Origin of the sequence: Micromonospora sp. KC213 (genome assembly GCF_004348325.1) — a bacterium.
Classification (GTDB): domain Bacteria; phylum Actinomycetota; class Actinomycetes; order Mycobacteriales; family Micromonosporaceae; genus Micromonospora.
In genome coordinates, this window is sequence record NZ_SMKF01000007.1 from 1 (window position 1) to 23153 (window position 23153).

General features: G+C 69.4%; 19 protein-coding genes, 2 tRNA genes and 4 pseudogenes. 14 read left to right on the forward strand and 11 right to left on the reverse strand.

Annotation, left to right across the window (positions count from 1 at the left end):
• From E1166_RS03305 to E1166_RS03315, 3 genes and pseudogenes are all read right to left on the reverse strand, one after another.
• On the reverse strand, positions 1 to 667 hold a 667-nt coding region (locus tag E1166_RS03305), incomplete at its 3' end, for a glycoside hydrolase family 11 protein (protein ID WP_165944223.1).
• A gap of 969 nt (positions 668 to 1636) precedes the next feature.
• Positions 1637 to 1794: pseudogene (locus E1166_RS31750) on the reverse strand (IS701 family transposase); the annotation flags it as partial.
• Positions 1795 to 1848: 54 nt separating this feature from the next.
• Positions 1849 to 2046 carry a hypothetical protein gene (locus E1166_RS03315; protein ID WP_132335664.1) on the reverse strand — a complete coding sequence of 66 codons (198 nt, stop codon included), beginning with the start codon at positions 2044 to 2046 and terminating at the stop codon, positions 1849 to 1851.
• Between the two features lie 384 nt (positions 2047 to 2430).
• Between E1166_RS03315 and E1166_RS03320 the strand changes: the two genes are divergently transcribed.
• From E1166_RS03320 to E1166_RS03340, 4 genes are all read left to right on the forward strand, one after another.
• The gene (locus E1166_RS03320; RefSeq protein WP_132335666.1) at positions 2431 to 3249 is read left to right on the forward strand and encodes a hypothetical protein; all 819 of its coding nucleotides are present in this window, start codon (positions 2431 to 2433) and stop codon (positions 3247 to 3249) included.
• Between the two features lie 264 nt (positions 3250 to 3513).
• Positions 3514 to 3600: transfer RNA gene (locus tag E1166_RS03325), tRNA-Ser, on the forward strand.
• A gap of 79 nt (positions 3601 to 3679) precedes the next feature.
• Positions 3680 to 3752, forward strand: a tRNA-Arg gene (locus tag E1166_RS03335).
• Positions 3753 to 3809: 57 nt separating this feature from the next.
• Positions 3810 to 4367, forward strand: coding sequence for a dihydrofolate reductase family protein (locus tag E1166_RS03340; protein ID WP_132335668.1), 558 nt, complete (start codon positions 3810 to 3812; stop codon positions 4365 to 4367).
• Between the two features lie 1072 nt (positions 4368 to 5439).
• Here the strand turns inward: E1166_RS03340 and E1166_RS03345 are convergent.
• The 3 genes and pseudogenes from E1166_RS03345 to E1166_RS03355 all read right to left on the reverse strand — a co-directional run bounded on the left by E1166_RS03345 (position 5440) and on the right by E1166_RS03355 (position 7704).
• Entirely contained in the window at positions 5440 to 6417 is a 978-nt protein-coding gene (locus tag E1166_RS03345; RefSeq protein WP_132335670.1) for an ABC transporter permease subunit, read from the reverse strand.
• Entirely contained in the window at positions 6414 to 7313 is a 900-nt protein-coding gene (locus tag E1166_RS03350; protein WP_132335672.1) for an ABC transporter ATP-binding protein, read from the reverse strand. Before E1166_RS03350 ends, E1166_RS03345 begins: the two co-directional genes overlap by 4 nt.
• Positions 7310 to 7704: pseudogene (locus E1166_RS03355) on the reverse strand (GntR family transcriptional regulator). Before E1166_RS03355 ends, E1166_RS03350 begins: the two are co-directional and overlap by 4 nt.
• 187 nt (positions 7705 to 7891) lie before the next feature.
• On the opposite strand from E1166_RS03355, the pseudogene E1166_RS03360 reads away from it, so the two are divergent.
• Positions 7892 to 8464 (forward strand): annotated as a pseudogene (locus E1166_RS03360) (nucleotidyltransferase domain-containing protein); the annotation flags it as partial.
• A gap of 394 nt (positions 8465 to 8858) precedes the next feature.
• On the opposite strand, the gene E1166_RS31755 reads toward E1166_RS03360, so the two are convergent.
• From E1166_RS31755 to prs, 3 genes and pseudogenes are all read right to left on the reverse strand, one after another.
• Positions 8859 to 9146, reverse strand: coding sequence for a hypothetical protein (locus tag E1166_RS31755; RefSeq protein ID WP_243710129.1), 288 nt, complete (start codon positions 9144 to 9146; stop codon positions 8859 to 8861).
• A gap of 111 nt (positions 9147 to 9257) precedes the next feature.
• Positions 9258 to 9743 (reverse strand): anthrone oxygenase family protein, encoded by a 486-nt coding sequence (locus E1166_RS03370; RefSeq protein ID WP_132335674.1) that lies wholly within the window; start codon positions 9741 to 9743, stop codon positions 9258 to 9260.
• A 145-nt stretch (positions 9744 to 9888) separates the two neighbouring features.
• Positions 9889 to 10775: pseudogene (prs, locus tag E1166_RS31760) on the reverse strand (ribose-phosphate diphosphokinase); the annotation flags it as partial.
• A gap of 169 nt (positions 10776 to 10944) precedes the next feature.
• Here prs and E1166_RS03390 point away from each other — a divergent pair.
• Genes E1166_RS03390 through E1166_RS03425 form a run of 8 tightly spaced genes read left to right on the forward strand, consistent with a single transcriptional unit; the run spans position 10945 to position 17532 of the window.
• Positions 10945 to 12465 carry an AMP-binding protein gene (locus tag E1166_RS03390; protein ID WP_132335678.1) on the forward strand — a complete coding sequence of 507 codons (1521 nt, stop codon included), beginning with the start codon at positions 10945 to 10947 and terminating at the stop codon, positions 12463 to 12465.
• Positions 12462 to 12722 carry an acyl carrier protein gene (locus tag E1166_RS03395; protein WP_132335680.1) on the forward strand — a complete coding sequence of 87 codons (261 nt, stop codon included), beginning with the start codon at positions 12462 to 12464 and terminating at the stop codon, positions 12720 to 12722. Before E1166_RS03390 ends, E1166_RS03395 begins: the two co-directional genes overlap by 4 nt.
• A gap of 3 nt (positions 12723 to 12725) precedes the next feature.
• Positions 12726 to 13769 (forward strand): hypothetical protein, encoded by a 1044-nt coding sequence (locus E1166_RS03400; protein ID WP_132335682.1) that lies wholly within the window; start codon positions 12726 to 12728, stop codon positions 13767 to 13769.
• 1 nt (position 13770) lies between these two features.
• On the forward strand, positions 13771 to 14580 hold the full coding sequence (gene trpA, locus E1166_RS03405; RefSeq protein ID WP_132335684.1) for a tryptophan synthase subunit alpha: 810 nt from the start codon (positions 13771 to 13773) through the stop codon (positions 14578 to 14580).
• Between the two features lie 13 nt (positions 14581 to 14593).
• The gene (locus tag E1166_RS03410) at positions 14594 to 14968 is read left to right on the forward strand and encodes an ectoine synthase (protein WP_132335686.1); all 375 of its coding nucleotides are present in this window, start codon (positions 14594 to 14596) and stop codon (positions 14966 to 14968) included.
• Between the two features lie 10 nt (positions 14969 to 14978).
• On the forward strand, positions 14979 to 16115 hold the full coding sequence (locus tag E1166_RS03415; protein ID WP_132335688.1) for an acyl-CoA dehydrogenase family protein: 1137 nt from the start codon (positions 14979 to 14981) through the stop codon (positions 16113 to 16115).
• Between the two features lie 2 nt (positions 16116 to 16117).
• A complete protein-coding gene (locus E1166_RS03420) occupies positions 16118 to 16822 on the forward strand; it encodes a hypothetical protein (protein ID WP_207913975.1) in 705 nt (234 codons plus the stop codon).
• Positions 16822 to 17532: an indole-3-glycerol-phosphate synthase gene (locus E1166_RS03425; RefSeq protein ID WP_132335692.1), complete on the forward strand. Its 711-nt coding sequence runs from the start codon at positions 16822 to 16824 to the stop codon at positions 17530 to 17532. The genes E1166_RS03420 and E1166_RS03425 overlap by 1 nt, the downstream gene beginning before the upstream one ends.
• On the opposite strand, the gene E1166_RS03430 is transcribed toward E1166_RS03425, so the two are convergent.
• Together E1166_RS03430 and E1166_RS03435 are read right to left on the reverse strand one after the other, a co-directional pair.
• A complete protein-coding gene (locus E1166_RS03430; RefSeq protein ID WP_132335694.1) occupies positions 17414 to 20431 on the reverse strand; it encodes a BTAD domain-containing putative transcriptional regulator in 3018 nt (1005 codons plus the stop codon). The genes E1166_RS03425 and E1166_RS03430 overlap by 119 nt on opposite strands.
• Before the next feature lie 208 nt (positions 20432 to 20639).
• On the reverse strand, positions 20640 to 22583 hold the full coding sequence (locus E1166_RS03435) for an AAA family ATPase (RefSeq protein ID WP_165944224.1): 1944 nt from the start codon (positions 22581 to 22583) through the stop codon (positions 20640 to 20642).
• A gap of 281 nt (positions 22584 to 22864) precedes the next feature.
• Between E1166_RS03435 and E1166_RS30725 the strand changes: the two genes are divergently transcribed.
• Positions 22865 to 23143, forward strand: coding sequence for an acyl carrier protein (locus tag E1166_RS30725; protein ID WP_132262748.1), 279 nt, complete (start codon positions 22865 to 22867; stop codon positions 23141 to 23143).
• The last annotated feature ends 10 nt before the right edge of the window (positions 23144 to 23153 follow it).

Consider the following 23153-nt stretch of genomic DNA (forward strand, 5'->3'; position numbering starts at 1 on the left):
GTGGGGTGGTGGGGTTGCCGGGCGGGTTGGAGGTGCCTTCCCGGACGGTGATGTCGGAGCTTCCCTGGCTCTGGTAGCCCTCGGTCGCCATGATCTGGTAGGCCCAGCTGCTGCCGAGGTTCAGGCCAACGCGGGCCCAGGCGTCGAAGTGGTTGGCGGTGGTGATGGTGCCACTGCTGCGCTTCTGCTGGCGGACGCTCCAGTACTGGTAGAACGTGGCGGGGCCGTCGATCGACGGCGCGTTGACCCGCTGGCTGCGGAGGATGTCGTAGGTGCCGCCGTCAGTGGTGACCGTGCCCAGCCGTTGGGCCCCGCTGCTCGGGTTGTAGCTGCCGAAGTTCTCCACGACGTAGTACTCGATGAGCGGGTTCCGCGTCCATCCGTACAGCGCGAGGTAGGTGTTGTTGTTGCCCGGGTTGTAGCTGCCCGAGTAGCTGACCGTTCGGCGGCTGCCGGTGGCCCAGCCCTTGCCGCCGACCCAGTTGTTAGTGCTCCTGCTCCACGAGCTGGAGTACCGGCCGTTCTCGCGCAGCACCATGCAGGCGTCGCCACTGTCTTTCCAGAACGAGAAGTAGAACCCGTTGTGCGTGCCGGTCGTGTTCGAGCAGACCTGCCGGTCGGCCTCGGCCTGGGCGGGGCTGGCCAGGAGCACGGCCGCGCCGGTCATGACCAACGCTACGGCGCATGCACTGCCGATGAGCATCCTGAGGCGGCTGCCTCTGCGACTCTTCCGTTGGACGGGAGCCTTGTGCATATGCATGCTTCCTCCTCGTGAAGGGCTGGCGGAAGGCCAGACAGCGTGATACGCGACCCGGTAGCACTGTCGGTGGCCGTGGTGTCGGACCACCGTGCGTGGGCCATAACACGCGGTGGTGGGGGCCGGTCGTCATGTGTTCGACGACCGGAGTTCCGGGCCGCGGTGGCAGCCCGAGACGAAATTGAGCCAGGTCGATGTTGCTGCCGCCAGTATCGACACCAGTTCGTCACATCGTCAACACCTATCGGAAACATTTCGGAAACCACACCCTGGGCTGGCCGGACCAGCCGGACGTTTTCCCAGGCTGAAGGGCACGAGGTCGTCGTGTTGGTCAGGCGTCGATAGACCCGGAAGAAGGTGGGCAACGCACAACCTGATGATTCCGAAAGTTTCGGCCCTGCTCGCGGTGCTTGCGGCAACCCGTGCAGAGTGCGTGACAGAGGCGCAAGACGCATCAGCCACGGCGGGACCGGAATCGATCCGACCGTGGCTGATGGTGCTCGTCACTGTCAGGCCAGGCGCCCGACGACGTAGTTACGGCTCCAGATCCTCTGCTTGCTGACGGTCTTGCCGGTCCGCGGCGACGACCACATCTTGCCGCCACCGACGTAGATGTCGTGGCTACCTCCGGGTCGCCCCAACTGCCCGGGTCACCGAAGATGAACCCGCCGCCATGGCGTCGTGGGCGGCCGGTGACTCGGTCGCAGGTGCTGAAGTGCGGCTTTGTCTGCTGCGTGACCGATGGATGGCGGCATGCTTCCGGTCATGATCCGGTCATTCGGCTAGCTGATTCTTCGTCAGGCACTGTGGTCGGTCACCCTGTTGGCCCGCGCTGGGCACGCCAACGCGGTCGAGGTGCTCGTGCTGCGGCACCAGTCGGTACCAGGCGTCGTACCGACGCACCTGGTAGTAGTCCAGGCCGACCTCGGTTTTGGCGGTCTGGAAGCACTCCTCGATCGCCCACCGGATCCGGCGAAGTAGGCCAGATCGGTGGGATCGGTGATACCGCGGCGAATCAACAGCCAGTGGCCGTAGCCGCCGTCAGCGCCGGGCAGGGATGCCACCGCCAGAGTCGCGACCCTTTGACGCCGTCACCGCAGCTGCGGCACTTCCACGCCAGTCACCGGCGGCCTCTGCCAGGTCCAGCCGTTCTTGCTCAACAGCGGCGACGACAACCCGACCAGGTAACTCAGCGCCTGCCGGCGCGGCTCCATCCGCTCGAACCGGTGCGCGAACCGCGCCAGCAGATCGCCCAAACCTGCCCACCAACCCACGATCTCATCGGTCAACACAAGCACCGGAGCCTGCCCGCCCTATTACCGACCACAACAGACAAACGGTGCGACCGCGCAGTCCATCCGGCGAATAGCATCGACGTCCACAGCTACACGGCCGGCCCCGGCCCCGGCGGGTCGCCCCAATCGAGCTGCACCTCGGCGACGCCCGCCAGGTGCTGGCCGAGCGGGCCGAGGGATGAGTTCGGACGCCCGCACCAATCCGCCGGAGTTTCGCCAGCATGATCGAGACCGTGCGGCAATCGGTTCGCCTTCGGGGTGTCGCGCTCCGCCGTCCACGTCATCCATCCCCTTGCCTACCGTCGCCGTCGGCATCACACTCATCTACATCAGTCTAAGTAGTGATCTGTTATTCGATGTTTGGTCAGGTTGATCGACATGGTCTCCAGATTCACCGTACGGCGGGTACTCGCGGCCGTGCTCGCCGCGATCACCGGCCTGACCGTGGCGCAGGCTCCGGCCGCCGCCGTGTCGCTGACCGAGAACATCGGCACCCAGGCCATCATCGGCACCGATGGCCGTTACCCGGTCGATCCGGCGGCCTATCCCGCTACCGCGACCGTCCTTCTCACCTTCTCGTACTACGATCACGACGGTCAGTGGAAGGCGGGCCGCTGCACCGGCTGGGTGTCCGGCCACCATGATCGCAGCACCACCATCATCACGGCTGGCCACTGCGTCTACGGTGCGGAGACCGGCATCTGGCACAGCAACTATCACGTCCACGTCGGCGGCCCGAATGCGATCATCTGCCCGGCCAGGGTCCTCTACAAGGCGGCGCGTTGGGGTGTTCCGCCCGTTCCCGAGTACGACTACGGCGCCGTCAAGGTCGACTGCCGACCGTCGGGGCAGCCCCTCGGGCAGCTGACGGGCGCCTATGGATACTCGACGAACTACATCTTCGCCGGCACCGCGGTGCGGACTCAGGGCTTCCCCAATGATAAGCAGTCCACGCCCTGGTTGCAGTGGGCAGCCGATGGTGTCGTCGGTCCCTCCACCGCGCAGCGCCTCTCCTATGACAACGACACTTTCTTTGGTCAGAACGGTTCACCGGTCTACGTGCCGGCCGTGCCCGGCTGTGGCCCATGCGTCACGGCCATCCACGGCTACCATCCCGGCCCCAACCTGAACTTCAACTACGGTGTGCGGATAACCACCGAGGTTCACCGAGACATCCGTAACTGGACGTCTCTGTGACCTGAGCTTTCGCATGAGTGAAGATCGTTGAGTTCCTGCCAGCGGGTCGCTGTCAGCGTCAAGGCCACCCTACGATGTCGCCCACGGCTCGGCTGTATGTCCGCCCCAGCGTCAACCCCGACGACCCGCCCAGGCCGGGGGTGATGCCGCCGATATCGTCGCGGCGGCCGGAATGCTGAAACGGCTCTCCGCTGAGCACCGCTCGTTCTAGCTCACCAACGAATCACATGAACGTGCCTCCGAATATCCGTTGCTGGCGCGCATGGAAGGTTGGCCGAGTTGGTAAGGCAGCGGGTTGCTAACCCGTAACGGGTCACACCGTCGGGTGTTCGAGTCCCTCACCTTCCGCCATGCGTCGTGACCAAACTGGTTAAGGCACCCGGCTGATAACCGAGAGATGCGGTGGTGCAACTCCACCCGACGACACCATGCCCCCGTGGCTCAGTGGATAGAGCACCAGACTACGGATCTGGGGGTCGCGCGTTCGAATCGCGCCGGGGGCACGCAGAAAGAAGTGCAGGCCAGGTCATTGCCGACGCATCGGCGTAGACTCGCCGGCCATGGGACTCCTCACCTTCAGCCTCAACCTCACCCTGGACGGTTGCGTCGACCACCAGGAGGGGATCGCCGACGACGAGACGCACGCCTTCTTCACCCGTCTCATGGACGAGGGCGGGGCAATGCTGTGGGGTCGCGTCACCTACGAGATGATGGAGAGCTACTGGCCGGCCGTCGCCCGCAGCGACGAGGAGGCGCCGCCGGCCATGCGCGAGTGGGCGGTCAAGCTGGAGGCCAAACCCAAGTACGTGGTGTCGTCGACGCGCAAGGACTTTCCGTGGCCCAACAGCCACCACATCGCCGGCGATCTGCGTGAGGGCGTGCAGAAGCTCAAGGACGCAACCCCGGCCGGGGTCCTCCTCGGAAGCGGCAAGCTCGCGAACGAGCTCGACCGGCTGGACCTGATCGACGAGTACAAGCTGCTCGTCCATCCCAGAATCGCCGGCCACGGCCCGACGCTGTACCAGGGCGGGCTGCCCGGCACGCGCCAGCTCGAGCTGCTCTCGGCGGAGCCGCTCCGCAACGGCGCGGTGGTCATGCACTACCGCCGCGCGCGCTGAATCACAGGAGCCCATCGCCGCCAGCTCACCGGCAGCGCGGCGTCCTGCTCGCGCTCGCCGCGCTGCGCCGAACGACTCCTCGTCGGCCGGCGGCGCAGAGGATCATGGCCCGTCCACCATGCCCGCTGTCGGCGTGCTGTCCAAGCGGGCGAGCGTGAACCGTTGCAGATCGTGCAAGGGTTGGCCGCGTCGCGCTGGCGACTCTGAGCTGGGTAAGCGCTGCCGTGGAGCTCCGAGAGTAGAGATAACGAATCCGGCCAGCCCCACTCATGGTGAGGCCACCCCGATAGGTGACGGGCGCGGCCTCGAAAGCGGACAGGGCCGCAATGCCTTGGGGTTCGGTTCCCTCCCTCACCGCCATGCGCCGCTAGCTGAGTCGCTTTCGCGTCCACGTCGCGCAGGGCTCCACGGACGTCGGCTATTCCGACAGCTCCGCGAGAGCTGATCGAGTCGAACGCGCCGCCGGGCGGCCACCGCGCTCGGACGGCGGCAGATCCGGAAGCCAAGACCAATAGCTCGATGTGGCGAGGGTCAACTTCGCGCTATTCCGCCATCGCCGCTCGTCAATATTTTTCAGCGCCAAGACGGCAGCCGACGCGCGTAGCGTCCGTTGACCAAGTCTGGCCTTGACCCGGCGGTTCTGGCAACGTTCGGGACCTCGGCTGTTACGTGGAATCGCTACGGGGCTGGCACTGCCGATGCGGCCGCGGTGGTGACGAGTCCGGCGAGCACAGTTGTCTCGGCCATGATGTTGATGTGGCCGCGGCGCGGGACGAGCGCGAGGCGGGCGTTTCGCGCGGCGACGCGGAACAGCGAGGCCGACGCCCGACGCGGCATCTTCCGCTGGATCGCCTTCTACAACCACCGCCGTCGCCACTCCGCCCTCGCAGCCCCGCCGAGTACGAACAAACCCTCGAACTACGCGCTGCTACCGATCGCGCCATAACCCGGTGCCACACCCCCCCAAGGGAAGCCCAGCTCTGCCATCCACACGCGTGAACGTCGACACGCCACCCGGCCGACAGGCCGAACAGCGTGTCAACGAACATCGTGAACGTTTGTGGTCAGGGCACTAGACCATACGGCGCCGTACCCGCCACACCACCACACCGATCAGGACCGCCGCGACGGCGACGAACAGGGCCGCCTCGATGAGCTGGAACGTCCAGAACCGGTCGGCCGGGTGGTAGACCCCGAACTGCTGGATGCCCCGCGCGTGCAGGAACTGGTTGAAATTGGTGCCGGCCCGGTTGGCGGCGCCCTCCAGCTCGTAGTACTCGGTCCAGCTCAGCCTGCGCCCGGTGGCGTCTGCGTAGCCGTGTTCGATTATCCAGTCAGCGAAGCTGGGCACGGGCCGGTGCCCCGCCTGATCCTTCGAGCCGCCGACTCCGACCGGCTCCATGCTGGTGAGCGGGGTGGCGTACGCGGGACGGGCCAACAGCGCCACCGGCATCCGGGCGGCGAGGAACGCCCCGAACGCGACGCCGAACGCGGGCAGGCTGCGCCGCAGGATCGCCCCGGCGGCGGTGGCGACGCCGAACGCGAACAGCGCGTACGCCACCGGAACAAGTCCCTCCAGGTCGAAGGCGTCGTACTGGAACCGCCCTTCCCACGCGTCGAATGGCTGACGGAACCAGGTGAGCACCGCGGTGAACATCCCGGTGAGCGTGACGGTGACGCCGGCCAGTGCCGCGAGCTTGGCCGCCAGCCAGCGCATCCGCGGCACGGCCTGCGTCCAGGCGAGCTGCCAGGTGCCGTCCTCCAGTTCGCGCGCGAGCAGCGGCGCACCGAGGAACGCACCGATGACGACGGGGACCAGATAGAAGCCCGCCAGGAGGTTCTCGACGTACCCGTACTCCTCGTCGAGCCGGCGGAAGGAGGCCGCGCAGTCCTCGTTGATACCGGCCTCTCCCGCACACCGGGCGGGACCGCCGGGGAACAGGTCGTGGGCCTGCGTCCCGAGCACGAGCAGGGCAATGCCGAACATGCCGACAAGTAGACCCAGGACGCAGACCTCGGTCCGGTGCTGGCGCCAGATCAACCACGTCATGCCGGCGCCCCCGACGTGACCGCGGCGCTCGGCTCGGACGGCCGGCGCAGGTACGCCAGCACCAGGTCCTCCAGCGCGACCGGCTGGGCCTGCCACCCAGGCGCGGCCGGGATCGCGCCGTCGCGTACCAGCAGGGTCGTGTGCCGGTCGCTGTGGACGGCCTCCACGACGGCGCCGGCCCGGTCGAGGTCGGTGGCCGTGCGCGGGCCGACGAGCAGCCGGTGCTCGGCGAGGAGGGTGTCGATGTCACCGGTGAGCGTGACCCGGCCGTGGTTGAGCACGACCAGGTGGTCGCAGACGCGCTCCAGCTCGTGCACGACGTGGGAGGAGAACAGGACGGTTACCCCGCCTTCGGCCACCGCGCCCATGAGGACCTGCAGGAACTCGTGCCGGGCCAGCGGGTCGAGGCTGGCCACCGGCTCGTCGAGGACGAGCAGGTCCGGCCGCTTCGCCAGGGCCAGAGCCAACGCGACCTGGGCCTGCTGCCCGCCGGAGAGCGTACCGGCCCTGCGGTCGAGCGGGATGCCCAGCTTCGCCAGCCGGCGCTCGGCCAGCCCCTGGTCGAACCGCAGGTTGCAGGCCCGGCCGAAGCGGAGCATCTCGGCGACGGTGAAGCGCTTGTACAGCGGGTGGTCCTGGGCCAGGAACCCGACCCGGGACAGAGTTTGCGGGGTGCTGGCGGTGACGTCGTGGCCAAGGACCTCCACCGTGCCGGTGCTCGGTGCCAGCAACCCGACGACCAGGCGCAGCAGCGTGGTCTTGCCCGCGCCGTTCGGCCCGACCAGGGCGATCACGCCGCCCGCCGGCAGGGCCAGGGTGCAGTCGCGCAGCGCCCAGCCCTTCCGGTACCGCTTGCCCACACCGTCGGTGCGCAGCGCGAACTCGGTCGCTGTCACGCCACTTCCTCATTCCTCGTCCGCTGGTGGACGGAAGTAAAAAGCGCGTTGACCGCCTGCTCGTCGAGGCCGGCCGCGTAGGCGCGGCGCAGCCAGGTTGCCAGGCCGCGGCGCAGCGACGTGTACGTCGATGCCGACATCGCGGCCGACTGCTGTTCATTGACGAACGTGCCCTGGCCGGGCCGGCCGGTGACCAGGTTCTCCTGCTCCATCTGCCGGTACGCCTTGGCGACGGTGTTCGGATTGATCGCCAGGTCCTCGACCACCTCGCGGATGAGCGGGAGGCGGTCACCGGGTTGGAGAAAGCCCAGCAGCACCGCCTGGCGGACCTGCTGAACGAGTTGCAGGACGGCGGCACGCCGGAGTGGGTGTCGAGCCGGAAGACGAACACGTAGCCCCTTGCTGCTTTCCTAGTGCCATAGTAAAGCAGCAAGTTGGCGGTCACGAGAGCCGACACGCCCGCACGACCGCGGCATCGGATCCGGGCGCACGCCTGCCCCGACCGCGCGGTCGGGGCGCGGCGGCGACCGTGACAACGGACCTGCGATGTACACGATGAGGCGGCTGGCCGCGTGGACCTACTGTCGCCGACGGAGGTGGTCGGTTTGCGTACCGGGCCACAGACGTTGCAGTACACCGGCGTGCGTGACGGAATCGAGCTGGACGTGGTCAGCCACGACCTGCTGAAGTTCGCCAAGCTGTTGACCAGCCGCAACGGGTACGTCCTGGAACAGCTGCTGTCGCCGCTGGTGGTCGTGACCACCGCGGTACACGCCGAACTCACGTCGCTGGCCCCGCAACTGATCACCCGTCACCACGCGCATCACTACCTTGGATTCGCGGCCACCCAGGAAAAGCAGTACGCCAGGACCGGGCAGCTCAAGCCCGTGTTGTACACGCTGCGAGTCCTGCTCACCGGAATCCACCTGATGCGCACCGGCCGCCTGGAGACCGACCTTGGTGTGCTCGGGACGAGGTTGGCGTACGTGCCCGACCTCATCGCCGCCAAGCGGGAGGCCGAGCACGGACCGCTCCCCGCAGGCGCCGCCGAGCGACTCGCCACCGACATACCGCGGCTACGGGCCGAGCTCGAGGCGGCCCGGGACACGTCGACGCTGCCCGACGAGAAAGACCCGGCAGTCCAGGAGGCACCAAGGCAGCGACAGTTACGTCAACCATGGCGAACAACCCCACCGCAAACAGTCCCGACGGAGGACGCCGCAAGGGCCGAAAACCCGTGCTCAAGCGAACTTGACCGCGGGTACGTCAGATACAGCAGGGACGCTTCAAATCTGTGTCCGAGGGGCGATCGATACCACGACCCCACAGGAGCAGCCGAGCGAGCGTGGTGTCGAGGTGGATCACGTCACGGTCTTCCGGTGCGTGCAGCGGTTCACCCCACTGCTGGCCGACGCAGCCCGGTTCGCTCGCCACTCCCCTGGTGACCGCTGGTTCGTGGACGCGACCTACGTCAAAATCAACGGGACGGGCGGTACATGCACCGGGGCCGTGGACCAGCATGGTCAGGTCATCGACGTGCTCGTCTCACCGCGTCGGGACGCCGCCGCGGCCCGACGGTTCTTCCACCGAGCGCTGACCACGCTGAAGGTCACGCCCAGCGAAGTTGTCACCGACGCGCACCCGCTCTATCCGAGGGTGCTCGAGGACCTGGTCCCGTCGGCGTGGCACCACGTCGAACGGCATGCCAACAATCCGATCGAGGCCGACCACAGCCAGTTCAAGCACCGGCTCAGACCGATACGCGGACTCCGTTCCGACCGCGCCGCCCAGACGATCGTCACCAGCCACGCCTTCGTGCAGAACCTCCGACACGGACACTACGAACTCGCCACCGCGTCACGGTATACATCGAGGATCACTGATCGTCTGCTGAGCATCGCAGATTTCCTCTCCACCAGGTACACCGAGGACGCCGCGTGGCAGTCAGCGTTTGAGCAGGGCCATGGCCAGGGTCAGCAGGGATGCGGCGCCGGCGAGCGTGCGGACCAGGTTCCAGCGGTTCCAGGTCGCTTCGAAGGCGGCGCGGACCGCGGCCGGGTCGGCCATGTCCGCGACCGGGCCGGCCCGGTCCAGGCGGTAGTTCAGCGGAGCGCTCACGAACGCCGTGACGGCAAACAGGATGACGTACAGCACCGTCGCCGCGAGCAGCCAGGGAAACATGGCGCGGTATTCCGGGCCGCGGTGCAGGACGACCGCGACGATGGCGAGTACGAGGGCGCCGACATAGGCGGTGAGGAACCAGCCGTTGAGGATGACGACGTTGACCTTCTGCATAACGTCGATGAGCACACGGTCTTCGGTCTGGCGCAGGGCCAGCATCACCGAGGTCGAGTACGTGAAGAACACGCCGGCGGATAGGCCGACGAAGAGCGTGGCGGCGGCAAGGACCGCGATGCGTACCTGTTCCATACCAAAGATTCAATACGATCGTCGACAGACGAGCAATGGCTGAAAGTCGCTCATCCATGTTCCATCGTCCAACAGGGTGCGAGGTTAGTGAAGTGATCTCAGCGATTTTGCGGTGGTTACTTGTGTGCGAAATCGGCGTTGCCTGTCTGTCGCCGCCGCGGTTGAGCCGGTGCCGGGTGGTCTCGCCGGAGCTGGCCGGGATCGGAGCGGCCCCACAGAGCATGGCGAACGCGGCTTCGGAAGCGAGCCGGTCGTGGTTCTCGCCGGCGCAAACCAACAGCTGCCCGGCGACGTCGGGTCCGACGCCGTTCGCGGCCAGCAGGGCCGGGTTGATGGCGGCGACCAGTGGTTCGAGTAGTTCGTCGAGGTCGGCGATCTCGATGGATAGGTGCTGGTGGCGGCGGGTCAGCGAGCGAAGCACGGCGGCGACGGCGACGGCTGGGCTGGCCGCGTCGCCTTGGTCGGGTTGCAGATCCGCACAGGTGGCGAGCAGCTTCGTGATGTTCAGGTTGCGCAACCGGGCGCGTCGTTCGTCGGGGGCGGTGACGATCGGGGCCTTCATCTGCCGTTGAGTCTCGGCGCGCTGGTCGACGGCGTGCAGGTGGTCGACCCGGGACGCTGAAGACCCGTGAACCTGTGGTGAATGCAGGGCCATCGTCAGCACCCGCGACGCACCGGAGGCGGCGAGCAGGTCGGCGACGAGGCGGCCGCCGATGGAGAAGCGTGGCTCGTCCTTCTTGTCGGAGCGGGCGTAGGCATAGTGCGACGTGACGACGGTGGTCCGCGCCGCTGAGGCGCCGCGGGCCGCGTCGAGCATGATCAGCAGCTCGACCAGATGCTCCTGCACCGGCGGGACGAGCGGCTGGATCAGGCATACGTCCCGCTCGCGGCAGTTGGTCTGCAACTGCACTTCGAGACAATCGCTGGAGAACCGGTCGATCCGCACCGGCTGCACGGCACGACGAGTTGGGCGCAGATCTCCTCAGCCAGCTCCGGATGTGCGCTGCCACTGAACACGGCGATGTCCCGCATAAGCCTGGCTCCTCGGAGTCGGTACAGCATCGTCGCCCGTTGGTACCACGCGGAACGCAACAGCCGCGCATGCCTTGCTCCCACCGTTTCCACGGCCGTCCCGAGCCGATCTGGCAGACCGCGCCGGACCTTGCGGTGATGTTGCGCGCCCGTCCGCACGCTACCGAAGATGAAACCGACTGAGATTTGGATGTCGTTCGCCCGGCAGGTCGACGCCCGGCCGGACGCCACGGCCCTCGTGGCGAAGGGCCGGCTCATCTCCTACGGCGAGCTCGGCGACCTCGTCGCCACTGCCTCTGCCCGCCTCGACGGGCTCGACACGACCGGCCGGGAGCCGATCGCCGTGTCCGCAACGAAAACACCGCACACCATCGCCATGGTGCTGGCGTGCCTGAAGGCGCGCCTGCCCGTGGTACTGCCACCGGCGACCCTGCCGGAAGCCACGCTGCAACGCCTCGTGGACAAGGCCCGGTGCCGCCATCTGCTCGACGCCGACGGCACCGGTCCCGCCCGGGCCGGCACCACACCGGCACCGGGCGTGCCCGGCAACCCGGACGACGTCGCGTTCATCCTCACGACGTCGGGGTCTACGGGCATCCCGAAGCTGGTGCCGCTCAGCGCGGGCGCGGTCGAGCGCTTCGCCGACTGGGCCGCCGGTCAGTTCGACCTCGGCCCCGGCGCATCGGTGCTCAATCATGCTCCGCTGAACTTCGACCTGTGCCTGCTCGACGTGTGGGCGACGCTGCACCACGGTGGTCAGGTCGTCCTCGTCGACCCGGACGCCGCCACCAACGGGCGGTACCTGATCGACGCGATCGACGACAACGCCGTCACCGTCGTGCAGGCCGTGCCGATGGCGCACCAGCTGATGGTCGACGCCGCCTGCGACGCGGACCGGCAGCTCACGTCGGTACGCCATCTGATCTTCACCGGCGACCACCTGCCCGCGCGGTGCCTCACCCGGCTGCCCGGCGTGTTCCCCGCCAGCCGCTTCTACAACATCTACGGCTGTACGGAAACTAACGACAGCTTCATGCACGAGGTCGACCGCGGCGCGTTGCCGCTCGACGGTGTCCCGCTCGGCACCCCGCTGCCCGGTGTCGACGCGGTCGTCCTCGACGACGACGGCAACGAGATCACCGGGCCGGGACAGGGCGAGCTGGTCGTCGCGACGCCGTTTCAGTCCGCGGGGTACCTCGGCGCGGACCCGGCGGCACCGAACCCGTTCGTGCCGGCCCCCGCGGGCCGCCCGCCGGGCATTTCCGACCGCTACTACCGCACCGGCGACGTGGTGCGCCGCGACGGCGACGGCTTGCTGTACCTGGAAGGCCGCAACGACTTTCAGGTGAAGGTTCGCGGCACGCGGCTCAACATCGCGGTGGTCGAACAGGTGCTGCTCGACCACGACCAGGTCGCCGAAGCCGTCGTCCTGGCCGTCCCCGACCCCGTCGCCGGGCACCTGCTGCACGTGGTCCTACGCCGCGTGCCCGGCGCCACCGTCAACACCCTCGCGCTGCGTCAGCACTGCGCCCGGCACCTGCCGACGGCGGCTATCCCGTCGACGCTGCGGCTTTCCGAAGACCCCTTGCCCCGCACGAGCACGGGCAAGGTCGACCGCCAGTCCCTCACCCAGATCCTCAGGTCCCCTCAGTCGGAGGCGACCGTCGCGAGAAAGGAACCGGCCCGATGAACCATATCGAACACATCAAGAGCTTCCTGATCACGGAGTTCCTGCCCGGCGTGCAGGCGTCGGAACTCACCACCGAATACGACCTGCTCACCAACGGCGTCGTGGACAGCCTCGGGCTGCTCAAGCTCATCGCCTGGGTCGAGTCGGAGTTCCAGGTCACCGTCAACGACGCGGCGCTGGACCCGGACAACTTCCGCACCGTCGACGCCATCAACGCCTTCGTGGCGCGGGCGTCGCACCCGGTCAAGGCGGGTTGACCCGTGCACGCCGCGATCGCCGCCCTGCGGGCCGGTCGGCCGGTCGACACCGCGACCTGGTCGTCGTTCTGGGACGAGCTCAGCGCCGACACGCTGGGACCCGGCGAGCCGGCGTCGCTCATGGCCGCGCTCAGCCTCGACGGGGTCGTTCCGGACACGCTCGCCAACCTGGCCCGGTCGCTGCACGCGCGCCGCACCGGGCCGGTCCGCGCCTTCCCCGGGGCGGTCAACGTCGTCGGCACGGGCGGCGGTGTGTCGACGTTCAACGTCTCCACGGCCGCCGCGTTCGTCGCGACGGCACTGGGGGCCCGCGTCGTGAAGACCGGGTCGCGGGCCTACTCCAGCAAATTCGGCTCGATCGACCTGTTGGACCGGCTCGGGATCCCGCTCACCAAGTCCTACGACGAGACGGCGGCGTGGCTGGACCGCCACGGCATCGCATTCGCCGGCTACTTCGTGTATCCGGTGGAGCTGACCGTGCTGGCCCGGCGGATCCTGCCGCTGCCGATGAAGCCCTACGGCCGGGCGCTCAACCTGCTGGGCCCGTTCCTGCCGGCGCTGCCGGGAACGCGTCAGCTGACCGGCCTGCCGAACCCGGGGCTGCTGCCGCTGGCACGCAGGCTCGCGGCGGCGGTCGAGGACCGCGATATCTGGTTGGTCACCAACAACGTCGGTGCCGACGAGCTCATCAGCTTCGCTGACAACGCGGTCCTGCCCGGGCCCGACGCACCGGAGATCCTGCTGAGCCGCCGGAACCTGCAACTCGCCGACGGTTCGCTGCCGGACCTCGCGGCGGTCGCGGACAACGACCGCCTCGTCGAGCACTTCCTGGACGTTGTGTCCGGGCGGGCCGGCGAGGTGGCCACCCAGACCGTCGCGCTCAACGCCGCCGCTCTGGCCATCGCGGCCGAACGGGAGACGGGCTGGCGCAACGCGATGGACTCGGCGCTGGCGGCGATGCGCGACGGTGCGGTCCGCAACTTGATCGAGGCCGTGCGGACCGGCAAGCCGTCGCCGCTACTGAGCCGGGCGGCGTCCGGTGCATGACATGTACTTTCCGCGCCCGCCGGGCCTGGCCGTCTTCCTCAACGCCGGCGACCCGCCGTTCGACGTGCTCGACGACGTCGCCGACATGCTCGACGAGTACGAGGTCGACGTCTTGGAACTAGCGGTGCCGTTCCCCGACTCCATCAGCGACGGGCCGGTCATCCGGCGGTCGGCGGACCGGGCGCTCGCGGCCGGTACCGACCTGCGCGACGTCCTCGCGTTCGTCGAACGCTGCCGCAGCCGGCACCTGCACCTCAAGGTGGTCGTGCTGGCCGATTGGGCCTACACCGTCCGTCCCCGTTCCATGGCGCAGGTCGTCACGGCCGTCGCCGGTGCGGGGGCGGCCGGGATGCTCCTGCACGGAGCACCACCCCGGGTCCGCCCGGACTTCCACGACCGGGCCGGCGCCGCGGGACTGCCCGTGGTCACCACGTGCTACGCGTCCTCGACCTCGGCGGTCGTGGCGGAGGCGGCGGCCCACGCCTCCGGCTACGTGTACCTGGTGACGCACTACGGCGCCAGCGGTTCCGGCCCGGCGCCCGACGCGCAGGCACTGCGCTCCCCCATCGACGCCTTGCGGGCCCTGACCGACGCGCCGATCGCGGTCGGTTTCGGGATCCGCACGACGGCCGACGTCCAGCGGGTACACGCGGCGGGCGCCGACGCGGCGGTCGTCGGCAGCACCGTCGTCGCGCGTGCCGAGGCGTCATACCTCACCGGCGGTGACGTCGTCGCCGACCTCGCCGAACTCGTCACCGACCTGCGTCCCAACCACCACGTCCGGTCCCTGCGACCGGTTCACCAATCCTGAGAGGAGCAATCCGATGATCGTCCGCTCGCTGGACAACGTCCTCACCGTTGACTGGGGTAACGGCGTCAGCCGCCGCTTCCTACTGCAGTCCGACGGCCTCGGCTATACGGTCACCGACACGATCGTGCTGGCCGGCACCAAGTCGCTGCTGGAGTACCGCAACCACCTGGAGGCCTGCTACTGCATCGAGGGCGCCGGCGAGGTCGTCAGCATGGACGGCACGTCGCACCGCATCACCCCGGGCACGATCTACGCCCTGGACAAGCACGACGCCCACTACCTGATCGCCGACCCGGACACCGACCTGCGCCTCGTGTGCGTGTTCTCGCCCGCCCTGCGCGGCGACGAGACGCACAGCCTCGACGCAGCCGGCACCTCCGCGTACTGAGGCCGCGCGCATGCGCACCTGGACCAAGGATCAGCTTGCACTGCGCGACGGCATGGAGCGGGTCTGCCGCGACCTGGCCGTCGGCGAGCACGACGCCGCCGGAAGCGGGTTCCCGTGGGACGCGTGGAAGTCGCTGCGCGCCTCAGGGATCATGAGCCTGCCGTTCGACCCCGCCTGGGGCGGGGCGGGCGCCGACCTGCCCACCACGATGTACGTGCTGGAGGCCCTCGGCAAAGGGTGCCGTGACGGCGGGCTGAGCTTCTCCGTCGCCACCACCCTGTGCAGCACGGGCGTGCTGCTCCAGCACTTCGGGACCGAGGCGCAGAAGGACCGGTACCTGACCCGGCTGTGCGCGGGCGAGCTCATCGGCGCCCACGCGATCAGCGAGCCCGACACCGGGTCCGACGCGCTCAGCATGCGCACGACAGCCGTACGGGACGGCGACCATTTCGTCCTCAACGGCAGCAAGAGCTTCGTCAGCAACGGCCCGATCGCCGACGTGGTCGTCGTCTACGCCCGGACCAGGCCCGAGGGCGGGCCGCTCGGCATCACCGCGTTCCTGGTCGACACGCAGACCCCCGGCTTCACGGCCGGCCAGCCGATCAAGAAGATGGGCCTGACGTCGTCGCCGATGAGCGAACTGTTCCTCGACGACTGCCGGGTGCCGGCCGACCGGGTCATCGGCGGTGTCGGGCGTGGGTACCTGCTGCTCGAACACGTGATGACGCACGAGATCCTCTGCTCGTTCATCATCAACGTCGGAGAGATGCAGCACCGGTTCGAGCGCTGTCTGGAGTATGCCCGGATCCGCACTCAGTTCGGCAAGCCGATCGGTTCGTACCAGGCGATCTCGCACAAGCTGGTCGACATGCGCATCCGCCTGGAGACGGCGCGCCGGTGGTTGTACGACACCGCCGAACGCCTCGTCGCCGGCCAGAACGTCACGATGGACGTGGCGATCAGCAAGCTGCTGACCAGCGAGGCGAACGTCGCCTCCGGGCTGGCGGCCATCCAGATCTTCGGCGGTAACGGCTACATGTCGGAGTACGGACTGGACCGCGAGCTCGCCGACGCCGTCGGTAGCACCATCTACTCGGGAACGACCGAGATTCAGTACAACCGGATCTCTTCGCTGCTGGGGCTGTGAGGATGCTGCTGAAGGTTTGCGGCGCCACCCGCCGCGAAGACGTGGCCCTGCTCGGCGCCTCGGGCACAGACCTCATCGGTCTGTGGCACGGGGTGCCGGGCGGCCACGCCGACCTGCCCCTCGGCCGCTTCTCCGCCCTGGCGCAGGCGTGCCGCAGCGCCTGGGCGACGGCGACACGGCCGGCACCGGACCCGATTATGGTCACGTTCCTGCGGGACCCGGCCGCCATCCTGGAGGCATCCCGCGCCGCGGATGTGCGGTGGCTGCAGTTGCACGGTTACCAGCCGCCGGCCGTCGTCGCGGCGATCAAGCGAGACCAGCCGGAGGCTACGGTCGTCAAGGTGCTGCACGTCACCGGCGACGCCTGCGTCGAGCGGCCGCTGCTGGCGTCCTACGAGCGGGCCGGTACCGACATGTTCCTGTTCGACGCGACGAGCCCTGGCGGACAGGTCGGCAGCACCGGCGTCTCACTGGACCCCGACGTCGTGATCGACCTTGCCGAGGCGACGACGATCCCGTTCCTGCTTGCCGGCGGGATCTCGGCCCACAACCGTCCCAGGTACGACAAGGTTTCCGCGCATCCTCGGTTCGCCGGTGTCGACGTCGACACGGCCGCGAGGGACCTGACAGGGGCGTTCTGTCCCGTCAGGGTCAGCGGCATCCGGCAGCAGTGGCGTGCTGTCCCGGACATGGAGGAGGTAGCCTGATGGCCTCGACCTTCGTCGATGCCCTGACAGGGGCCGGCCGCCCCGTTGTCATGGAGCTCAAACCGCGCTCGGCCGGCGGCGAGGACCTGTTCCGTGGCCGCACCCCGGCCGAGATCGTGGCGCGGTACGAAGCCGCGGGCGCCCCGTGCCTGTCGGTCGTCACCGGCCGCTGGTTCGGCGGCGACGCTAGCCTGCTGGCCAAGGTCGCCCGGTCCACGGATCTGCCGATCCTGCAGAAGGACTTCATCACCAACGCCGGGCAGCTGCAGGTGGCGAAGGACCTCGGTGCCTCCGCGGTGCTGCTGACCGCGACGCTGCTGCCGCGGGTCGCGCTGGAGCGACTGACCGAGCGGGCACTGGCGCTCAATCTGACCCCCTTCATCGAGGTGGCCGGCGACGACGAGGTCGAGGCCCTCCCCCGGTGCGAGGGGTGCGTGGTGGCCGTCAACAACAAGGACATCCGCCTCCGTGAACGCGGCGACGCCGACATGGACCGCAGCCGCAAGCTGCTGCCGGCCGTGCTCGGGACCGGGACGTCGTGCCCGGTCAGCGCCAGCGGGATCGACGACCCGTGGGTGGCCGCCGATTTGCTCAGCGCTGGTTACGCCGGGCTGCTGGTCGGCACGCATCTGTTGCGGGCAGACCGGCTCGAGTCATGGTGTGAGGATCTCGACGCCCTCCGCCGCCCTGCCGCACGCGGGACTCGCTGAGCGAACCGAGCGACAGCTCGTTCCACTCGACGGCGAGCGGCAGACCCAGTTCGCCGGCGGCCGCGATCACCCGCACGGCGAGGTCGCCCGCTTCCAGATACCGCTGACGTGCGATCAGGGCCCGTGTGACCCGCAGGGGTCGTTCCTGGTCGTACGGGTCGAGGTCCATGGCCGCCTCCAGGCGTGCCATGGCCTCGTCCATGGCGTCCGCGTCGATCGCGGCGGTCAGCACGACGTCGATCAGGCCGAGGACCCGGCGGCGCATGACCTCACGGCGTTGCGTGATGGCGTCGTCATAGAGGTCATCGGGCAGCAGCGGGCCGCCGAACGCGGTGAGCGCGATGCGGGCGCGGGCGACGCGCTCGTCGTCCTGCGCGGCCGCGACCGCCCGGGCCAGGTCCTCGAACGCGTGCAGGTCGACCTTGCACGAGGACAGGCTCAGCAGCTGCCCCGTCCGGCTCACCAGCGACCCGTACGCGGCGCGAACCCTGGTCAGGACATTCTTGAGGCGGCGCTGCCCGACCCCGGGCATCTCGCCCGGCCACAGTGCCTCCACCATCGTCTCGACGCGGACGGAACCATTGGCGAGAACGAGATGCTTCACCAACTGGCTGACCCGGCCGGTGCCGTGCAGCACGGTGTTGCCCTTGCGGACCTCGAACCCGCCGAGCACCCGGACCTCGTAGCAGCCGCCCTCGCCGGCCCCCTCGCCAGCGGGCGGACCGTCCACGGCCGCCGACGGCAGCCGAATCGCCGAGCGCAGGACACCGGCCACCCGCCGTTCCCGGCGGTCGAGCAGGTCGGGATGGCCGAGACTTGCCGCCCGGTCCAGCGCGAGCAGCAGGCACTGGTCGGCAGCGTCGATGTCGCCGGCGGCGTGGCGGACGTAGCCGGTCAGCAGCTCGGCCTTCCACCGCAGGCAGGGGGCGATCTCGCCATCCTTGAGCATGCGTTGCAGGACGTCGGCGGCGGCGGGGTCACCGCGGCGGGCGTCGATGAACGCCTCCGTGAGAGCGACGGTCAGCGAGTCTTCGATGCGGTGCTCCCGGGCGGTGGCGAGCAGTCGGGCAGCGGGGCCGTCCGCCCCGACCACCGCACAGGCGTCGGCGGCCTCGCACAGGAAGAGCAGACCGCCGCCGTCGTGGTTCATGAGCTGGCCGAGGTGTGCCTCGGCCCTGGCTAAGTGCTCCAGGACCCCAGCTGTGTCATGATCGTTGGCTGCCACGATCAGACGGGTCCACGCGGCGTGGCCGGTGACCCAGTCGATGCCCAGCAGTTCGGCGAGCCGAATGCCGTCGTCGAGGATGGCGAGCGGCCGATCGGCCTCGCCGCTCAGCGCCAGCAGCCGCGCCTCCATGACGAGGCACAGCATGCGGTCGAACTGGGTGTCGCTGGTGGTGCCGAGTCTACGCAGCAACATGGCGCCCTCACCGGTCTTGCCGAGGACGGACAGCACGTGCGTGGCGAGCGCGCGCTGGACGGCCGCGACGCGGGCGGGCTCGCCCAGCTCGCCCCACATGATGGCGGCCTGGCGCATGGCGTTCTCGGCGCGGCGCAGGCTCGGCTCGTCCGGCCGGTCGGACAGGGCCACGCCGAGGGCCTCGAGCAGGCTCGCCTGCGCACGCGTACCCTCCGCGGCTCCGTCCAGGAGCCGTTCGACGTGTGCGAGCACGTCCGGCTCACGCACCAGCGCACGCTGGATCAGCCATTCGCTCTCGACCTCCGTAGCGAGGTCGTCGTCGGCATCCTGCTCCCGCACGATGCGCAGCGCCCGCCCGATGACTTCCCGTTCCTCGGCGAGCTGGCCCAGGTTGCGGTGGGTGCGGGCCAGGTGCAGCAGCACCTGTGGGGCGGCTTCGGCGGCCGGCCCGAGGCGGGCCATCAGGTGGATGAACTCGACCGGATCGAGCTGGTTGATCCGGGAGGTTGGCAGCTTGGCGACGAGCGTCGCGGCCTGCTCAGGGTCGCCGCTGTCGGCTAGCAGGCTGGCCGCCGCTAGTTCGGCGCCCTGCGACATCAGCAGCGGGGCGGCCCGCTGCGCGATGGCCGGGTCGAGCGGCGCCAGCGCGGCGAGGGACTCCCGCGACTCGCTGCACAGCCGTGACCACCCGTTGGCGCCGACGGCGAAAGGGATGCCGGCCCGGATGAGGCGGCGCAGCAGCCCCGGGTGCCCGAGCCCTTCCACCAGCCGGTCGTTGACCATCGGGAACGCTGCGACCTGGGTCAGCAGGTAGCGGTCGGACGGATCGAGGTCGGCGGCGTAGTGGTCCATCAGCTGCCGGATCAGCCCTGGATGGCGCAGCAGGACCGTGGCGGCCGCGATGCGGTCCGGCGTGCGGGCGAGGCGGCGCAGCATCACCAGCAGCAGCGCCACCCAACCGCCGGACAGGTCGTGCAGGGTGGCGGCGAGCCGCGCGCCGTCCTCGTCGCCGATCTCGAGGCGGGCAAGGGCCCCGGCCTCGTCCTGCGTGAGGCGCAGGTCCTGGGTGTTGAACCGTGCGGCGGTGCCCTGGAACTCCATGGCCGCCAGCGGCGCCGGCAGCAGGCGCCCGCTGACGAGGATCCGTGGTGGCTGCGGGCCGTCTTGGGCCAGGTCGGCGAGCCAGGCGGCGGCGTCGTCGGTGAGCGCCTCGGCGTTGTCGACGACCAGCAGGCTGGGCTCCGGCGACGCGGCCAGCAGCGCACCGATCCGCCTGGCGGTGCCGTTCGCGGGCGGGCATGCCCAGTCGGTTGTCTGCTCGGCCGCGTCGAAGATCGACGATGTCAGCTCGTCGATCGTGACCGGGTGGTCGCGAGGTAGGCTCACCTCGATGCTGTTGCCGGTACTGGCACCGACCTGCCGGATCAGGACGCTCTTGCCGAACCCGCCGCCCGCCTCGATGAGGACCGAATGCCTCACGTTGAGGATTTCTCCCACGAGCCGCTGACGTGGAACGAAAGGCACTCGAACCATACGAGGCGAACCCCTCATGCCTGCTGAACCGGCGAGTCCCAGCAGCACCGTCACGCTGGTTTGATTGGACCGTACGCTAACATGAATAGGTGGTAATAACTTCGGCCGTTTGATTAAACGAGCGATGCTCACCGTGACAGAAACATGACAGTGGTCACACGCGCTCCGCGCCGGTGCGCGAGAGCCGGTGCTCCGTGTCGTGACCGGCACCAGGCACGACCTGCCGCCGGGAGGTCAGGTGCCGGCGCCGCGCATCACTCACCTGCTGGTCGACCGACTGACGGACGATGTCGTGGCGGAACTCGTAGACCGCCGTCCGGTCGGGGTGCTGAGAGCCGGCGGCGGTCACCTCGGCCAGGATGCCGATCTCCAGCAACGCCTCCAGCGCATCGAGAGCGGCCAGGACATCGAGGTTTGCCGCGTCCGCGACGGTGTCGAAGCCGAACGACGGGCCCATGACGGCCGCGACCTGCAGCAGCTGGGTGGCGTCCTGGCCGATCGAGGCGAGCTTCGCCGCGACCAGCCTCGCGACGGCCGGTGGTACCGCATCGGGACCGGCCTGGTGCCGCAGCACCTCGAGCAGCATGTACGGATTTCCGCCGCTTCGGGCGTGCGCCCACCGGACCGGGTCACCGTCGGCGGTGCCGGCGGCGGTCCCGAGCTCGGCGGCGAGCATCCGGGCGGCGGCGAAGTCGAGACCGCCAAGCGTCACCTCGGTCCCCTCACCGGTGTGCTCCAGCGGCAGCATCACCTCGTCCATGCAGCCCCTCACCCGGCGCCGGATCGACGTCGGGAGGTCGTTGCGGGCGGCCACGACAACGCACAGCCGCGTGTCGGCGCCGGCGCGCAGCAGATACCGCAGCAGCGCCACCGTCTGCGGGTCGGCCCAGTGCACGTCGTCGATCAGCAGGGCGCAGGGCCGCTCGCCCGCCGCCACCGTCAGCAGCTGGGCGAACGCGGCGAAGACGACCGGCTGCTCCGGCAGCTCACCCGACGGGCACGGCCCGCCGAGCGACGGCAGCAGCATGCGCAGCGGGCCCCGGGCGGCCGGCGAGACGGCGTCCAGCGGGTCGTCCGGCGAGGCGGCGACGTAGCCGTCCAGCGCCTCCACGATCGGCTGGTACGGCACCATCGCGTCCTCATCGCACCGGCCGACCAGCACGAGCCCGCCGTCGGCGGCGACCGCGGCGCCGGCCTCCCGCAGCAGCCGCGTCTTGCCGATCCCGGCCTCACCGGTGACCAGGACAAACTGCCGGCGCCCCCGCGTGGCCCAGGACCAGGCACCGGCCACCGTCGTCATCTGCTGCTCGCGCCCGACGAACGGCACCGGGCGGTGGCGGTACCCGCCGGCGCCACCGCTCGGGACGGCCGGCGCGGACGCCGGGCCGAGCAGCGCCAGATATGCGGCCTCGGTCTCCGGCGAAGGATCGACCCCGAACTCCTCGGCGAGGTGCCGGCGCAGCCGCTGGTACGCCCGCAGGGCCTCGCCCCGGTTGCCCATCGCCTCGCGGACCGCCATGAGGCAGCGGTGGGCGCTCTCCCGTTCGGGTCCGCGGGTTGTCGCCTCCTCGGCGAGCAGCGCGGCCCGAGGATGGTCGCCGGAACGCATCGCCGCCTGGCCGGCCACCTCCAGCGCGGTGACGAGATACTCGGTCAGCCGCTCACGCCGTTCTGCGACCCAGTGCCCCTCATGCTCGGACAGGAACGGGAACCGCAACCGGTCGGCCGCAGCCGCCGCCAGCCGGTCCGCGGTGGCAAAGTCGCCGGCGTCGAGCGCCCCGCGGGCGTCGGTCACCGCCCGCATCGCCTCCTCCACGTCGATGAGCACGTTGCCGTCCAGCGCGAGGACGTACCGGCCGCCGCGCTTGACGAGCGGGTTCACCGGGTGGCTCTGTAGCGGGCCTACGAAGGCGCGGAGCCGGCTGATCAGTGTGCGCAGGGCCGATGCCCAGGTGGGTGGCAGCGCACCCGGCCAGATGACATCGGCCAGCTCGTGCCGGGTCACGCCCTCCGGGCCGGCCAGGGCCAGGCGGGCGAACGCCACCCGGGCCTGCGCGCCATGCAGGTGGTAGACGATGCCGGCGCACCGAACGGCCATCAGGCCCATTAACTCGATCTTCGCTTCCATGTGATCCCGCCCCCCGCAGCCTGAGGATGTCTGTGTGTTTTCTCAGGATCAGCCGAGCGGGTACCACGGGGGTACCGAGCAAGTGTGGTATCGGCCCGCTCCGGAACCATCGGCGGCCCGCACGTGTCTTCTCGGCCGGGCCGCCGGTGCCGAGCGGGCCGTCCGACGGCGCCTGCGGATTGCGGCGCGATTGCACCGGCACTCGTACGGTCCACCGGACGCGCCGAATCACCGACGAACAGGAGCTCACCATGAACCTTCCCACTCTCGAGGTGGCTGTCGACCGCTTGAAGGCCGTGAGCCGGATCTCGGACCTCGATCCCGACACCCCCCTGACCGCTTCCGGTGTCGACTCGCTCGACCTCATGGAGTGGGTCAGCGACATGCAGGAGCGGTACCCGGACCTGGGTGTGGACGCGTCGATTGCCGAACAGGTCGACGACACCATCACGTTCCGCAGCATCCACCAGCAGTTGCTCTCCGCAGCCAACGGCTCGTCTCCGGTCGCCGGCGCGACCGGAGACGCGTGACCGCGGAGCC

Bases quoted from the DNA above. Each gene is read 5' to 3' on its own strand.
- E1166_RS03320 (WP_132335666.1), top strand. From the start codon at position 2,431: ATGGTCTCCAGATTCACCGTACGGCGGGTACTCGCGGCCGTGCTCGCC.
- E1166_RS03340 (WP_132335668.1), top strand. From the start codon at position 3,810: ATGGGACTCCTCACCTTCAGCCTCAACCTCACCCTGGACGGTTGCGTC.
- E1166_RS03345 (WP_132335670.1), bottom strand. From the start codon at position 6,417: ATGACGTGGTTGATCTGGCGCCAGCACCGGACCGAGGTCTGCGTCCTG.
- E1166_RS03370 (WP_132335674.1), bottom strand. From the start codon at position 9,743: ATGGAACAGGTACGCATCGCGGTCCTTGCCGCCGCCACGCTCTTCGTC.
- E1166_RS03390 (WP_132335678.1), top strand. From the start codon at position 10,945: ATGAAACCGACTGAGATTTGGATGTCGTTCGCCCGGCAGGTCGACGCC.
- E1166_RS03395 (WP_132335680.1), top strand. From the start codon at position 12,462: ATGAACCATATCGAACACATCAAGAGCTTCCTGATCACGGAGTTCCTG.
- trpA (WP_132335684.1), top strand. From the start codon at position 13,771: ATGTACTTTCCGCGCCCGCCGGGCCTGGCCGTCTTCCTCAACGCCGGC.
- E1166_RS03410 (WP_132335686.1), top strand. From the start codon at position 14,594: ATGATCGTCCGCTCGCTGGACAACGTCCTCACCGTTGACTGGGGTAAC.
- E1166_RS03415 (WP_132335688.1), top strand. From the start codon at position 14,979: ATGCGCACCTGGACCAAGGATCAGCTTGCACTGCGCGACGGCATGGAG.
- E1166_RS03420 (WP_207913975.1), top strand. From the start codon at position 16,118: ATGCTGCTGAAGGTTTGCGGCGCCACCCGCCGCGAAGACGTGGCCCTG.
- E1166_RS03425 (WP_132335692.1), top strand. From the start codon at position 16,822: ATGGCCTCGACCTTCGTCGATGCCCTGACAGGGGCCGGCCGCCCCGTT.
- E1166_RS03435 (WP_165944224.1), bottom strand. From the start codon at position 22,583: ATGGCCGTTCGGTGCGCCGGCATCGTCTACCACCTGCATGGCGCGCAG.
- E1166_RS30725 (WP_132262748.1), top strand. From the start codon at position 22,865: ATGAACCTTCCCACTCTCGAGGTGGCTGTCGACCGCTTGAAGGCCGTG.